Below are 13,783 nucleotides of genomic sequence, written 5' to 3' on the forward strand. Positions count from 1 at the left end.
GCCAATGTACGCAGATCACGGTGAGATAACACTCTGGGCGAAACGGCGCGACGCGGTGCGCAGATACCGGGTCCGGGAGCCGGGACAACTTATCGTCGGTTCGTGAACCGCCGAACGGTGCTGAAAGTCCCGCTGATCCTGGCAGCGGGCGCCGTGCTGGCCCATGCGCCGCGCGCCGCCGCGGCACCGGGTCAGTGGTCACCCGACCGTGCCCACACCTGGTATCAGGCACAGGGTTGGCCGGTCGGGGCCAACTACATTCCCGCCAACGCCATCAATCAATTCGAGATGTTTCAGCCCGGCAGTTATGACCCGCGGCGCATCGACAACGAGCTGGGTTGGGCGCAACGGTACGGGCTGAACACCATGCGGGTCTTTCTGCATGACCAGCTCTGGGCCCAGGACGCGCGCGGGTTCCAACAGCGCCTCGCACAGTTCGTCGGTATCGCGGCCAGTCACCGCATCAAACCGTTGTTCGTCTTCTTCGATTCCTGCTGGGATCCGCGGCCGAGGCTGGGCGCCCAGCACGCGCCCCAGCCCGGGGTGCACAACTCCGGGTGGGTGCAAAGCCCCGGTGCCGAACGCCTCGGCGACGCCGGCTACATCCGGACCCTGCGGAGCTACGTCACCTCGGTGATGACCCAGTTCCGCAACGACGATCGGGTGCTGGGGTGGGATTTGTGGAATGAACCGGACAACCCGGCGAAGGTGTACCGCAGCGTCGAGCGGTCCGACAAACTGGATCGGGTCGCCGAACTGCTCCCACAGGTGTTCGGCTGGGCGCGCGCGGTCGACCCTCGCCAGCCGCTGACCAGCGGTGTGTGGCAAGGTAACTGGGCGGATCCCAGGAGCCGTAGCCCCATCGCCGACATCCAGCTCAACAACTCCGACGTGATCACCTTCCACTCGTACGCCGAGCCGTCGGGCTTCGAGGACCGTATCGCCGAATTGGCCCCGCTGGGCCGGCCGATCATGTGCACTGAGTACATGGCCCGAACCCAGGGAAGCACCATCGAAGGTGTGCTGCCGGTCGCCCGGCGCCACAACGTCGGCGCGTTCAACTGGGGTCTGGTGGCCGGCCGGACCCAGACCTACTTCCCCTGGGACTCCTGGGACCGCCCCTACCGGACGGTTCCGAAGGTGTGGTTCCACGACCTGCTGCGCCCGGACGGACGGCCGTTCCAGGACAGCGAAATTCAGGCGATCCAGGCGTTGACCCGCGAACGGCCGGCCTAGCCGACGATGAAGTCCACCCTGCTGTCGCGACGCGATCTCGATTTCCTGCTGTTCGAGTGGCTGCGGATCGACGAGCTGACCCAGCGGCCGCGGTTCGCTGAGCATTCCCGGGAGACCTTCGTCGATGTCCTGGACCTCTTCGAGCAACTGGCGACCCGCTACTTCGCCCCGCATAACAAGAAGAACGACGCATGCGAACCCACCTTCGACGGCACCACGGTCACCCTGATCCCGGAGGTCAAACAGGCCTGGGACGCGGCGACGGCTTCGGGCGTCATCGGCATGACGATGGACCAGCGGGTCGGCGGCGACCAACTTCCGATGGCCGTCGGCCAGGCCGGCACGGCCTGGCTGTTCGCGGCCAATATCAGTACTGCCGGCTATCTGATGCTCACGTCGGCGAACGCGAATCTGCTGGCGCGGTTCGCCGCCCCCGAGCACATCGAGGCGTTCGTCAAGCCGATGCTGGCCGGGCGGTTCGCCGGCACGATGTGCCTGTCGGAAACCCAGGCCGGCTCGTCGCTGGCCGACATCACCACCCGTGCCGAACCGCGACCCGACGGCAGCTACCGGTTGTTCGGTTCCAAGATGTGGATCTCCGCCGGCGAGCACGAACTCACCGACAACATCGTGCATCTCGTGTTGGCCAAGATTCCCGGCGGGCCGGCCGGCACCAGGGGCATCTCGCTGTTCATCGTGCCCAAATTCCTGACCGCAGCCGACGGCACCCCCGGGCAACGCAACGACGTGGTGCTGGCCGGGCTCAACCACAAGATGGGCTACCGCGGCATCACCAACACCGTGCTGAACTTCGGCGAAGGCGTCAGCAAGCCCGGCGGCGAGCCCGGGGCGGTCGGTTACCTGGTCGGTGAACCGCATCGCGGCCTGCAATACATGTTCCACATGATGAACGAGGCCCGGCTGGGTGTCGGCATGGGTGCGGCGGCGCTCGGCTACACCGGCTACCTCAAGTCGCTGGACTATGCGCGGGAGCGCCCGCAGGGCCGCCCCGTCGCCACCAAGGATGCCTCGACGGCGCAGGTGCCCATCATCGACCACGCCGATGTGAAGCGAATGCTGTTGGCGCAAAAGGCGTATGTCGAGGGTGCGCTTGCCCTGCTGCTGTATTGCGCGCGGCTGGTGGATCTGCAGCACAGCGCGGAGTCGGATACCGAACTGGACGCGGCGACGGTGCTGCTGGACATGCTGACACCGGTCGCCAAAAGCTGGCCCGCGCAATGGTGCCTGGCCGCCAACGATCTGGCGATCCAGGTGCACGGCGGCTACGGCTACACCCGCGAATACGACGTCGAACAGCACTACCGGGACAACCGGCTCAACCCGATCCATGAGGGGACTCACGGAATCCAAAGCCTGGACCTGCTGGGCCGTAAGGTCGTTCAGAACGGCGGCGCGGGTCTGCTGGCGCTGGGCAAGGTCATCGGCGCGACGGTGTCGGCCGCTCGGGCGGCCGGAGGCGACGAGGCCGAGCTGGCGGTGCGACTCGATGCCGGCTGGCAGCGGCTGGTGACGGTGACATCCGGCATGTTCGCCGCGGGGGACGTCGAAGCCGCACTGGCCAACAGCGTGGTCTATCTGGAGGCGTTCGGCCACATCGTCATCGCGTGGATTTGGCTGGAACAACTGATGGCAACCCACGGCAAGAGCGGTGACTTCTACGACGGCAAACGGCAGGCGGCCCGCTACTTCTTCCGCTACGAATTGCCGAAAACCGCACCGCAACTCGACCTGTTGGAAAGCCTGGACCGGACCACGCTGGAGATGCGGTCGGACTGGTTCTAGACCTTTACAAAATAAAACCGAAATGTCACGCTGAATCGGTGACATCGACGTACTGGCCGATTGCGTCGGCACCTGACGGTGCCAGAACCGCTGTCGGCCAGGCGGCGCGCACCGTGGTGGTAACCGGAGCGGCGTCGCCGATCGGTCTGGCCACCGCGGCCGCGCTGGCCGGGCTCGGTGACCTGGTCCTGATGGGCAGCAGCGACGTCGACACCTGCGAAGCGGTCGCCGCCGGGCTCCGGGCCGGTGGCGGCGCGGCGTTCGCGGCGCCGCTGGATCTGGCCGACCCCAACTCCATCGAGCGGTTCGTCGAGTCCGCGCACTATCTGATCGGCGATATCGACGTACTGATCACCCAGCAGGCCGGGATCGCCGAGCCGGACCTGGTGGGCATCCAGCACCTGGCGACGCACCTGATTCCGACAATGCTCAAGGCCGGACGCGGTGACGTGGTGCTGGTCAGCTCGGGGCCGCCGGGTGCGCGGGTGCAACTCGCGCTGCGCGCCTGGTTGTCGGCCTTGGAGGCCGAGTTCATCGGCACCGGGTTGCGGGCGTCAACCGTCTGGTCAGACGGCGCGGCCGCCGAGCTGGGCCGCTTCATCGCGACACTGTTGGACATCGCCTAGCCGTTCGGCGGGCGAGCAGACGCAAATATGCCCTTTTCACGCCGGCATGGGGCATATTTGTGTCTGCTCGCGGGTGGGGCCGGGCCTAACCGCGGCGGCGCACCAGGACCGACTGTTGAATGGCGCCGACCGCCCCACTCTCGTCGAACAGGGTGCCCCCGGTCATGCCGACACCATCGGGGCCGTAATGGGTTTCGGCACGGATACCGGTCCACGCGCCGTTCGGAACCCGGTGCAGGTGCACGACCAGATCGGTGTTGAGGAACGTCCAGCGCCGGATGTCCAGCTTCGCACCGACGCCGTTCGCGCAGTCCGCGACCGCGAACAGTCGCTGTACGGGCGTCATCGTCTCGCCCTGAACCAGATCGACGGTCGCGGTGATCCACGATTCGCCCGGGCCGTCGTTGAGCGGCTCGGTCAGCCACCGCCAGTCCAGACTGTGCACATAATTTCGGTCCCAGTCCTTGGCCAGATCGCGGCTGCGGCCGTTGGCGATCGGCGCCAGCGGCGCGGCGCCGGCGTGCATCACGCCGGCGGTGTCCTGGTGCGCCAGCCGCCAGCCGCTGGCGCGGGCGACCGGGCGGGGAACCCCGTCGGGGCCCGGGGCCAGCATGTCGGCGGTCACCAACTCGATCTGCTTGCCCGGCCGGACGATTTCGGCCCGCACCCACAGGTCGCCCTCCACCGGTACCGGGCCCAACAGATCGACAGCGACCCGGCTCAACCGGGTATCGTCGCGCCGCTCGCAGTGCTCCAGGGCCCGGACCAGAAGCGCCGAAACCGGTGCCGCATGCTGAATCTGGGCGGACCAGGTACTACGCACCAGATCCGTTGCGACGAAACGCTCGCCCGTGCTGTCAGCGCCGAGCAGGTCGTAGTAGGCGTCGGTCAAGGCAGGCCCGCACCGGTGGTGTCCACGGTCACCATGTCCAGGCGGGACAGCCGGGTTCCGATGAGCCGCTTGGGATATGCATCGGTACTGGACAACATGAACAGTGTGCGCCGTTCGGGCCCGCCCAGGGTGCAGGCGATCGCGGCCCGGTCGACGAGGTCGATCCGGTGGGTGACCGCACCGCCGGCGACGATCCGCTGGAACTGGTTCGCCAGCGTCATCGATGTCCATACCCCGCCGTCGGCGTCCAGGGTGATGCCGTCGGGCGGACCGTCGAGTCCGTCGGCGTACACCCGCCGGCCGTGCAGCGCGCCGCCCGCGCCGATGTCGAACGCGGTCAGGCGGCGGCCGATCGACTCGGCCACGATCAGCGTCTCACCGTCCCCGGTGATCACCATTCCGTTGGGGAAGTCCAGGTCCTCGGCGACGACGGTCACCGCGTTGTCGGGGTCCAGTCGCACGATCACACCACCGCTGTAGGCCTGGGAGCCGATGTAGGCGCGGCCCCGACGGTCGATCACCATGTCGCCCAGATCGGCGGGGACGACGTCGGTCAGGTCGACCAGGGACGTCACCGTCTCACCGTCGTAGCGCAGCACCTGCCGGGCGGTGGTGGAGGCGATCAGCAACGACCCATCCGGGCGAAAACCCAGGCCAGAGGGTGCATGCCCGGGTAACGGCAGCGTGGTGGTCGCGCCGTGCAGCGTGACGGTGTGGACGGCCTCACCCAGCATGTCGGAGAACCACAGCAGTCCCTCGAACCAGCGCGGGCCCTCGCCGAAGCAGAAGCCGCTGGCCAGCGGGGTGGGGCTGAGCAGCGCACTGGTCATGGCGCTGCCGCCGTAACGTTACAAAACATCACCAAAGTGTCATGTATGAGAACTCTCGTGTCAACGTCGGCGACGCGGTAGTGTGCCGCAGATGCGTTTCGCGATCACCTATCCGATGCACAGCCATCCCAGCCATCCCGAGCTGGCGGGTGGGCCCGGAGTGGCCGCGGTGGCACAGGCCGCCGAGGCTGCGGGGTTCCACGGGTTCGGGTTCACCGATCATCCGGCGCCCAGCCAACGCTGGCTGGAGGCGGGTGGTCATGACACCCTGGACCCGTTCGTGGCGATGGGTTTCGCCGCAGCGCACACCAGCACCCTGCGGCTGATCCCCAACATCGTGGTGCTGCCCTACCGAAACCCCTTCATTGTGGCCAAATCCGGTGCGACGCTGGACCTCTTGTCGCAGGGTCGGTTCACCCTGGCGGTCGGGGTGGGTTATCTCAAGCGCGAGTTCGCCGCGCTCGGCGTGGACTACGACGAACGCGTCGCACTCTTCGACGAAGCCCTCGACGCTATCCGAACCGTCTGGACCGGCGACGACGTCAGCGTGCAGGGCCGCCACTTCAACGCGCGCGGCATCACCGCTCACCCGCGGCCGATCAGCCGCCCGCATCCGCCGATCTGGATCGGCGGCAACACCGGCACCGCCCGCCAACGCGTCGCCGTCCACGGCAACGGCTGGTGTCCGTTCCCCGCACCTCCCGGGCTGGCGCAGACGGCCGGCACCGCGCCGCTGGATTCGATCGAACGCCTCGGCGACGGAATCGACGACCTGCGCCGGCGCTGCGAGGCCGCCGGCCGCGACCCGGGAACCGTCGACGTGGTTTTCACGAACTTCCGCGGAGGCAGCGCCGGGAGCGACGACTTCGACGCCGACGCCTATCTGGCCGGCGTGGCCGAACTGGCCGCGCGGGGCGTGACCTGGCTGCAGGTCGGGCTGCCCGGGGACAGCCTGGCTCACGCGCTGGAGACGATCGAGCTGTTCGGCGCCGAGGTGATCCGCTAGGACTTTACAAGTCTGCACGAAAGTGTCACGCTCGCTAGCGTGACGACGGAATCCGCGCAGACGCAGTGGTCGGTGGCCGGCCTGCTTGATCTCTTCGAGGTCGCCCCCGACGGGCCGGAGCGGTTCTCCGCGGCGACCGGCCTCGCCGGCGACGACGAACGGCAAGTGGTCGAAGGCACCCAGGTGCTCGCACAGGCCATTGTCGCGGTGGCTGCCCGCTTTCCGGGCAAGTCGGTGCGCTCGGTTCATGCGGTGTTCGCCCGTGCGGTCGTCGTCGGACCGCCGGTCGAACTGGTCATCGATGTGGTCAGCGAAGGGCGATCCACCGCGACCGCGGTGGTCGCGGCGCTGCAGAATGGCCGGCGCTGCATCAGCATGACGGTGCTGGCCGACGTGCCTACCGCCGACGTCATCCGCCACCAACTGCCGCGGCCCGACGTCGCGGCGCCGGCGGCGGCCAACGTCTGCGAGATGCCGATGGCCGGCCGGCAGGTGCGGCTGGTCGACGTCGTCGACGTCAACAGCCCCGACGAGCTGGGACCGCCGGAACTGTACGCCTGGCTGCACTACGACCCCATCCCGGCGCGCGACGATCTGGCCAAGGCCCTGGTCGCGTATTTCACCGGGCACCTGGGGATTTCGACGACGATGCGGGCACATGCCGGGATCGGCACCAGCCAGGCGCATCTGACGGTGTCCACCGCACCGATGACGATCACCGTCAGCTTCCACGAACCGGTGTCCTGGGACGGCTGGCTGCTGTACTCCCACGACAGCACCCAGGTGGGGGCCGGCATGTCCTACGTGCGGGGGACGGTGCACACCGAGGCGGGAGAGCTGATCGCCTCGTTCGCCCAGGACGCGCTGATCCGGCCGCTGCGCACCAGCGACGCCGCGATCGCCGCGCATTCACGGTTCTGAACGGATTCGCGTTGTTTCGCCGAGTGTGAAGCCACGGCGCGCTTTCGCGCGTCTTCTCGCCGTGTGTTCACACTCGCGGCGGCAGGTCGGCGTCGACGGTGACCTTCGCCGGGTCGAAGCTCAGAAAACCCTTGATCGGCAGGCTTTCCGGCAGCGGATCGTCGTAGCTCCAGGCCACGTCGTCGGTGACGGTGTCGCCGATGGTCGCCGCCCAGTAGGTCGCGGCGCCCTTGTAATTGCAGTAGGTCGAGGTGTCGGTGCGGTGTAGCAGGTCGGTTCGCGCCAGGGCCGGATCGACGTAAAGCCGTGGCGGCAAACCGGTCTCGAACACAATGGTGGTGGTCTCGGTGTCCACCAGAGCGACGTCGCCGACGCTGACCCGCAGCCGGCGACCGGTTGGCCGGCAGTCGACGCGGTGATAGGGATTGGGTGGGTAGTGCACCAGCCGGCGTCCCTCCTCGAACCAGCTGTCGACCGCATCCCAGGGCACGACGACGTAGCCGGGCGCGGTCGGCTCGGGTTGGCTGGGCAGCCCGCGCACTTCGCGGGCCGGGAAGGCATAGCTCAACGGTCGGTCGCGGCGGTGCACCAGCAGCACCTGATCGGTGTCGATGACCGTGTGGCCGTCGCGGATGGCTTGGACTCGCCGTGGGTGCGGCTCGGTGTACACCAGGTCGGCGGGCAACGGGGAGGAATACCACCCCGCCGGATCTGAACTGAGGGGGCCGCGGCCGGCGACCAGCGTCATGGCGGCCAGTCTAGCGCCGCTCGCGCCTTTACATGGATATCGTGATCTGTAAAGCTCGTGGAATGGACTTCGCCCGGGTCGAGCTACGCGACGCCGACCAGGTCTTCCTCGACGAACTGCGGGACTTCCTGCACGCCGAGGTGACACCGGAAGTCATCCGGCGCGACCGGGAGACCGGCGACAACTTCGATGAGGGCGTGCATCTGGCGTTGGGGGCGCACGGCTACCTGGCCGACGACTGGCGTACCGAAGCCGAAGGCGGCTTCTCCGCGGTGCGGCGGCGGATCTTCGAGCTGGAGGTGGGTCGGGCGCACACGCCGTGGTTCCACTGGGGAACGACGGCGATGGTCGCGCGCACGGTGACCCAGTTCGGATCGCCGGAGCTGGCGGACGAGGTGCTGCCCGGTGTGCTGTCCGGCGAGGTTCGGCTGTGTCTGGGCTACACCGAACCCGAAGGCGGTTCGGATGTGGCGACCTGCAAGACGCGCGCGGTGCGGGATGCGGATGGATCTAGCTGGATTATCAGCGGCTCGAAGATGTTCACCTCGAACGCCCAGCACAGCCGGTATGTCTTCCTGCTGACCAACACCGACCCGGATGCGCCCAAGCATCAGAGCCTGACGATGTTCCTGGTGCCGCTGAACACGCCGGGCATCGAAATCCAGGGCATCCGCACCGTCGACGGCGACCGCACCAACATCGTGTACTACAGCGATGTGCGGGTCGACGACCGATACCGGATCGGCCCGGTCAACGGGGGCTGGACCATCCTGCGGGCGGCGCTGGACGTCGAGCACGGCACGGTGCAGCGCGATACCGCAGGCCTGCAGAAGATCTCGGTGATGACCGAACATGCGTTGTTGCTGGCCGAAGCGGTGGACACGGCCGCCGGACGCGTCGGCAACGACGGCGCCGCCTTGTGGCGGTTGGGACGCGGTGTCGCCCGGACGGAGGCGGCGCTGAGCACACCGGAGATGTTCGGCCGGGTCGCGATCGCCCAGACGATGCGCGAGATGGCGCCGGAACTGATGGACATCCTCGGCACGGCGTCGAGCTTGCCGACCGACGCCGCCGGTGCGGCCGACGACGGCCGTGCGGAGTACGTGTACCGGCTGGCGCTGCCGACCGGCATTTACGGTGGCACCGTGGACGTGTTCCGCAACATGATCGCCCGGCATGCCCTGGGGCTGGGTCGCGGCTGAGGGTTCTGTGGCCAACTGCCACGGCTCATCGCCGAGATCGACGCCGGCGGGTTAAAAGTCGAGTGGCGACCACGCTTACGTCAATCTCGGCGCAGATAGCTGGCGCGCCCCCGCGCCGCCGGCCCCAAGCCAGGTCTGCTCAGTCGGCGTCGGATGCCCTGAGCCCCACCGCGTGCCGCAGCTGCGCCAGGAACTGGTCGTCGTCGTCGCTGCGCACGATGTAGTGCGACACGGCCACCCGGATCGCGGTAGCCGCCTTGACTGCGCCGTTCGGGCCGGGCAGCAGCCGTTGCAGCCGTGCGCGCATCACCGGGATGATGTGCGACAGCTGCGCGATCACCACCTCGGGTTCGATGTCGACCAGCCGCACCCCCGAGTAGGAATGCTGGTACTCCACGATGAACCGCAGCGCCGCGTCGAGCTTGGCGGTGCCGCGCAGCCCGGCGGTGGCCCTGCCGATGCCGTTGTCGAAACTGTTTCGCTCGAAGGCGCCGAACGCCTCGAGCAATTCTTCCTTGGAGGCGAACCAGCGGTACAGCGTCGGGCGCGAAACACCGGCCTGCAGCGCGACTTCGGAAAGGCTGAGTTTGGTCTGGCCACTTCGGCTCAACGCTTCGGCGGTGGCAACCAGGATGCGGTGCTTGGTCGACCCGTCGTCGTCGACGGTCGAGGAGTGTTGCCCCGGGGCAAGGTGCTGGTCCACTGCTCAAGCCTTACAGATCACGGTCGATATGTCTTGATGTCGTCCCCACACGTTACAGATCAATTCGATGTTGTAAACACTCTTCCGCCGGATCGGCGGCCCGTGATTGGGTGCCAGCATGGTGGGACCGGTAGCGGGCATCAGGGTCGTCGAGTTGGGGGTGTGGGTCGCTGCCCCGGCGGCCGGCGGAATTCTCGCCGACTGGGGCGCTGACGTCATCAAGATCGAGCCGCCCACCGGCGATCCGGCCCGCATGTTCGGCCGGATGATCGGCACCGGCCCCGACATCAACCCGCCTTTCGAGATGGACAACCGGTCCAAGCGCAGCGTTGTGCTCGACCTGGCCACCGACGACGGGCGCGCTGCCGCGTTCGAACTGATCGCCGCCGCGGACGTGTTCCTCACCAATATCCGGCCGGGCGCCCTGCGTCGCCTCGGGTTGGACTACGACGCGTTGGCGGCCGGCAACCCCGGCCTGGTCTACGGGCTGATCACCGGCTACGGCGAGACCGGCCCGGATGCCGACCGCGCCGCCTACGACGTGGCCGCCTTCTGGGCGCGGGCCGGCCTGGCGCATCTGCTCAGCCGGCCGGGGGACTCGCCGCCGTTTCAGCGCGGGGGCATGGGTGACCATTCGGCCGGCATGACCCTGGTGGCCGGCATCTGTGCGGCGCTGCTCGCCCGCACCCGCACCGGCGCGGGACAACTGGTCACCACCTCGCTGTACCGGCAGGGTGCCTACACGGTCAGCTTCGACCTGAACACCTTTGTCCTCACCGGCAATCCCATCGCGATCGGCCAGCGTGAATCGATGGGCAACCCCTGCATGAACAACTACACCGCGGCCGACGGACGGCGGTTCTGGATCGTCGGGCTGGACCCCAGCCGGCATTGGCCGGCGTTGTGCCGGGCGGTGGAGCGCCCGGACTGGCTGACGCGTTATGCCGATCCGCGCGAACGCGCGAACAACGCCGTCGCCCTGATCGCCGAACTCGACGAGATCTTCGCGGGCAAGCCCCTGGCCGAGTGGGCGGAAGTCTTTGCCGGCGAAACCGACTTCTTCTGGTCGCCGATCAACACCCTGGAGGACGTCCTCGCCGACGAACAGTTCCACGCCGCGGGCGGCATCGTCTATGTGCCCGACGGTGAATCGACGCTCCCGATGATCGCCTCACCGGCCGACTTCCACGGCACCCCCGCCGCACCGCGCTGGCGCGCCCCGAACCTCGGGGAACACACCGAGGAAGTCCTCACCGAACTGAGATCGCGTCGTGAGCCCTCCGCGTGATCCAACACAGGCTTTACAGAATCAACTAAAAATGTCACGCTGGGAGCGTGTTGAGGGTGCTGCGATGAGCGACGAGGATGTGCGGGACGGGTCCACCGACGTCGGCTACCGACTCGATGTCGTGGCGGCCAGCATCGTCGACGTGGTGGCCTACGCCGGAGGGTGGCTCTACGACCGTGCGACGGCCGGTTGGCGGGTCAACGTGTTCGTACCGGACCTGCGCGACGCGCGACCCCTGAACATCCTGGGTGTGGCGGCCCGGCGGCTGGACCCGCAGGAGCTGGCCCGGCAGGTCGGCGGGCACGAATTAGCAGCCAGCGCAACAGCATTCGCCCACGACGGGGTGATCCGCGAGGTGGTGTCCGCTGCGCTGAACAATCCGCTGGTCGGCGCCACGCTGTGGGGCGACAACTGGCCGATGCCCGTCGCGCGCGCCGTCCACGGAGTCCAGCATCCGCTCAGCGCCGCCGCGGTGGTGTTCAAGAAGCAGGCGTTGCTGGCTGCCGGATCCGCACCGGGCATGCCTGATTCCCGTGAGTCGTTTCTGACCGACCTGCGGCTGCACGCGTCGACCGATTCCGATCTCGTGCCGGTCGCGCGGTAGGGCAGGCGATGAAGAAGTACTACAGCCACGCCCTGCTGTACTTGCACGAAACGATCGAGCTGGGCCGCGGCTCCGGCGCGCAGTTCACCCAAGCGTTCACCGAGTTGTATCAGCCGATGATGGAGCAGCTCGGCGCCCGGTTGTTCGCCCTCTGGGAGACCAGCCGCTACAACGGGCACTGGCCGCAGGCCACGATCATCTGGGAGATCGACGCGTTCGCCGATTACGCCCGTATCGGCGCCGCGCAAGCCGCCGGCGGCAGCCACCAGGCGGTTGCCGCCGACTGGGCGGCCTTCCTCACCGGGATCGGGGCAACGGGGGAGGGGCGGATCATGTACGCCGGCCGGCACAACAAGCCGCTGGCCGAGCTGCGGGAAGCCGGCTTCGACGCGTCGGTGGTGATTCAAGAGATCATGGAGACCAAGCCGGGCCGCCAGGACGACTACATCCGCGAGCTGGAGCGACTCTACGTCCCCTGGTCCGAGCGCACCGGCAAGCGATGGCTGGGCTCGTTCATCACCACCTTCCGATTCAACGAGGTCATTCACTACTGGGCGCTGGACGGCGGCTGGGACTGCTTCGCCGAGCACTACCCGTCCTGGAAGGACAGCCCGCCCGCCGAGATCGTCACCTGGATGAGCGTGGCGCCGGCGCTACGCGACGGTTGGGAGGACTCGATTCTGCAGGCCCTGCCACCCTCGCCCCTGCAATGACCGGCTTCTCGTACGACCCGTTCGACGCCGCGGTGATGGCCGACCCGCTGCCGTACTACCGGATCCTGCGCGATCAACACCCGCTGTACTACATGCCGCAGTGGGACACCTTCGCCGTCTCCCGGTTCAACGACATCTGGGATGTGCTGGCGGTCAACGACGGAACGTTCGTCGCGACCGAGGGCACCCTGCCGGCGGCCAGCGTGCTGGCGCAGCACAACCGCGGCCCGGTGCCCGATCCGCCCTGGCATCCGATGCCGTTCCACGCCGTCTTCGACTCGCCGATCTACGACGACGTCCGCCGGCTGCAGTCGCCGGCGTTTCGGCCGCGGACCGTCGCCGACTGGGAAACCCGGGTCCGCGAGCTGGCCAACGAACGCCTCGACCTGCTGTTGCCGCAGGGCGGCTTCGACCTGACCCAGGACTACGGCGGCATCGTGGTCGCCACTGTGGTATGCGAATTACTGGGTATCCCAGCCGAATTCGCCTCCGAGGTACTCGCGGCGGTGAACGCCGGCAGTCTGGCCGAACCCGGTAGCGGCGTCGACACCGCGGCGGCGCGGCCGAACTATCTGGAATACCTCATTCCGTCCGTGCAGCGCCGCCGCACCGGCCGCAGCAACGGTGAGCTGACCATCGTCGACGGCATGATCGAGTTCCGGCTCCCCGACGACAGCCCCCTCGACGATGTCGAAGCGGCAACCCAACTGCTGTGCATCTTCATCGGCGGCACCGAAACCGTGCCCAAGATCGTCGCTCACGGGTTGTGGGAACTGTCCCGGCGGCCAGACCAACTGGCTGCGGTCCGCGCGCAGATCGACACCGCCGCCGGCGTCGTGCGCGAGGAGATGATCCGCTACTGCGCACCCGCGCAATGGTTCGCCCGAACCGTGCGCAAACCGTTCACCATGCACGACACCACTATCGAGCCCGGTCAGCGCATCCTGACCCTGCTGGCCTCGGCGAGCCGTGACGAACGGGAATACCCCGAACCCGACGAGTTCCGCTGGGACCGGCCGGTCAAGCGGTCGCTGGCCTTCGGTCGCGGCCAGCACTTCTGCATCGGGTATCACCTGGCCCGCCTCGAAGTCACTGTCCTGGTACAGGAATGGCTGCGCCGGGTGAGCGACTACCGGATCGTCGAAGAGTCCGCCACCCGGCTGCCGTCGAGCTTCCAGTGGGGCTGGAACAACATTCCGGTGGAGGTCTGA

The 13,783-nt window shown here is 67.8% G+C and carries 14 protein-coding genes; 10 read left to right on the forward strand and 4 right to left on the reverse strand.

Annotation, left to right across the window (positions count from 1 at the left end):
• Window positions 1-102 precede the first annotated feature (102 nt).
• The 3 genes from AC5Y36_RS19765 to AC5Y36_RS19775 are packed head-to-tail and all read left to right on the forward strand — an operon-like array spanning window position 103 to window position 3,665.
• The gene (locus tag AC5Y36_RS19765; protein WP_500042647.1) at window positions 103-1,236 is read left to right on the forward strand and encodes a cellulase family glycosylhydrolase; all 1,134 of its coding nucleotides are present in this window, start codon (window positions 103-105) and stop codon (window positions 1,234-1,236) included.
• A gap of 6 nt (window positions 1,237-1,242) precedes the next feature.
• The gene (locus tag AC5Y36_RS19770; protein ID WP_500042648.1) at window positions 1,243-3,039 is read left to right on the forward strand and encodes an acyl-CoA dehydrogenase; all 1,797 of its coding nucleotides are present in this window, start codon (window positions 1,243-1,245) and stop codon (window positions 3,037-3,039) included.
• A gap of 38 nt (window positions 3,040-3,077) precedes the next feature.
• Window positions 3,078-3,665, forward strand: coding sequence for an SDR family NAD(P)-dependent oxidoreductase (locus AC5Y36_RS19775; protein WP_500042649.1), 588 nt, complete (start codon window positions 3,078-3,080; stop codon window positions 3,663-3,665).
• An 85-nt stretch (window positions 3,666-3,750) separates the two neighbouring features.
• Here AC5Y36_RS19775 and AC5Y36_RS19780 read toward each other — a convergent pair whose 3' ends face one another.
• Both AC5Y36_RS19780 and AC5Y36_RS19785 read right to left on the reverse strand, forming a co-directional pair.
• On the reverse strand, window positions 3,751-4,557 hold the full coding sequence (locus tag AC5Y36_RS19780; protein ID WP_500042650.1) for a thioesterase family protein: 807 nt from the start codon (window positions 4,555-4,557) through the stop codon (window positions 3,751-3,753).
• Window positions 4,554-5,387 (reverse strand): SMP-30/gluconolactonase/LRE family protein, encoded by an 834-nt coding sequence (locus tag AC5Y36_RS19785; RefSeq protein ID WP_500042651.1) that lies wholly within the window; start codon window positions 5,385-5,387, stop codon window positions 4,554-4,556. The genes AC5Y36_RS19780 and AC5Y36_RS19785 overlap by 4 nt, the downstream gene beginning before the upstream one ends.
• 91 nt (window positions 5,388-5,478) lie before the next feature.
• Here AC5Y36_RS19785 and AC5Y36_RS19790 point away from each other — a divergent pair, with 91 nt between their 5' ends.
• Both AC5Y36_RS19790 and AC5Y36_RS19795 read left to right on the forward strand, forming a co-directional pair.
• Entirely contained in the window at window positions 5,479-6,393 is a 915-nt protein-coding gene (locus AC5Y36_RS19790; protein ID WP_500042652.1) for an LLM class F420-dependent oxidoreductase, read from the forward strand.
• A gap of 39 nt (window positions 6,394-6,432) precedes the next feature.
• Window positions 6,433-7,314, forward strand: a complete 882-nt coding sequence (locus AC5Y36_RS19795; protein WP_500042653.1) for an acyl-CoA thioesterase — start codon at window positions 6,433-6,435, stop codon at window positions 7,312-7,314.
• Window positions 7,315-7,381: 67 nt separating this feature from the next.
• On the opposite strand, the gene AC5Y36_RS19800 is transcribed toward AC5Y36_RS19795, so the two are convergent.
• The gene (locus AC5Y36_RS19800) at window positions 7,382-8,062 is read right to left on the reverse strand and encodes a DUF427 domain-containing protein (protein ID WP_500042654.1); all 681 of its coding nucleotides are present in this window, start codon (window positions 8,060-8,062) and stop codon (window positions 7,382-7,384) included.
• A 62-nt stretch (window positions 8,063-8,124) separates the two neighbouring features.
• Between AC5Y36_RS19800 and AC5Y36_RS19805 the strand changes: the two genes are divergently transcribed.
• Window positions 8,125-9,264, forward strand: a complete 1,140-nt coding sequence (locus AC5Y36_RS19805) for an acyl-CoA dehydrogenase family protein (protein ID WP_500042655.1) — start codon at window positions 8,125-8,127, stop codon at window positions 9,262-9,264.
• Between the two features lie 139 nt (window positions 9,265-9,403).
• On the opposite strand, the gene AC5Y36_RS19810 is transcribed toward AC5Y36_RS19805, so the two are convergent.
• Entirely contained in the window at window positions 9,404-9,967 is a 564-nt protein-coding gene (locus AC5Y36_RS19810; protein WP_500042656.1) for a TetR/AcrR family transcriptional regulator, read from the reverse strand.
• 118 nt (window positions 9,968-10,085) lie between these two features.
• On the opposite strand from AC5Y36_RS19810, the gene AC5Y36_RS19815 reads away from it, so the two are divergent.
• From AC5Y36_RS19815 to AC5Y36_RS19830, 4 genes are all read left to right on the forward strand, one after another.
• Complete coding sequence (locus tag AC5Y36_RS19815) at window positions 10,086-11,255, forward strand: CaiB/BaiF CoA transferase family protein (protein WP_500042657.1); 1,170 nt, start codon at window positions 10,086-10,088, stop codon at window positions 11,253-11,255.
• Window positions 11,256-11,319: 64 nt separating this feature from the next.
• The gene (locus AC5Y36_RS19820) at window positions 11,320-11,859 is read left to right on the forward strand and encodes a hypothetical protein (protein ID WP_500042658.1); all 540 of its coding nucleotides are present in this window, start codon (window positions 11,320-11,322) and stop codon (window positions 11,857-11,859) included.
• An 8-nt stretch (window positions 11,860-11,867) separates the two neighbouring features.
• Complete coding sequence (locus AC5Y36_RS19825; protein ID WP_500042659.1) at window positions 11,868-12,572, forward strand: NIPSNAP family protein; 705 nt, start codon at window positions 11,868-11,870, stop codon at window positions 12,570-12,572.
• A complete protein-coding gene (locus AC5Y36_RS19830; RefSeq protein ID WP_500042660.1) occupies window positions 12,569-13,783 on the forward strand; it encodes a cytochrome P450 in 1,215 nt (404 codons plus the stop codon). Before AC5Y36_RS19825 ends, AC5Y36_RS19830 begins: the two co-directional genes overlap by 4 nt.

This window comes from Mycobacterium sp. NGS50 (assembly GCF_059812545.1).

What these genes read in the sequence shown, in the direction of transcription:
- AC5Y36_RS19770 (WP_500042648.1), top strand. Translation starts at nt 1,243, where the DNA reads ATGAAGTCCACCCTGCTGTCGCGACGCGATCTCGATTTCCTGCTGTTC.
- AC5Y36_RS19785 (WP_500042651.1), bottom strand. Translation starts at nt 5,387, where the DNA reads ATGACCAGTGCGCTGCTCAGCCCCACCCCGCTGGCCAGCGGCTTCTGC.
- AC5Y36_RS19790 (WP_500042652.1), top strand. Translation starts at nt 5,479, where the DNA reads ATGCGTTTCGCGATCACCTATCCGATGCACAGCCATCCCAGCCATCCC.
- AC5Y36_RS19800 (WP_500042654.1), bottom strand. Translation starts at nt 8,062, where the DNA reads ATGACGCTGGTCGCCGGCCGCGGCCCCCTCAGTTCAGATCCGGCGGGG.
- AC5Y36_RS19805 (WP_500042655.1), top strand. Translation starts at nt 8,125, where the DNA reads ATGGACTTCGCCCGGGTCGAGCTACGCGACGCCGACCAGGTCTTCCTC.
- AC5Y36_RS19815 (WP_500042657.1), top strand. Translation starts at nt 10,086, where the DNA reads ATGGTGGGACCGGTAGCGGGCATCAGGGTCGTCGAGTTGGGGGTGTGG.
- AC5Y36_RS19820 (WP_500042658.1), top strand. Translation starts at nt 11,320, where the DNA reads ATGAGCGACGAGGATGTGCGGGACGGGTCCACCGACGTCGGCTACCGA.
- AC5Y36_RS19825 (WP_500042659.1), top strand. Translation starts at nt 11,868, where the DNA reads ATGAAGAAGTACTACAGCCACGCCCTGCTGTACTTGCACGAAACGATC.
- AC5Y36_RS19830 (WP_500042660.1), top strand. Translation starts at nt 12,569, where the DNA reads ATGACCGGCTTCTCGTACGACCCGTTCGACGCCGCGGTGATGGCCGAC.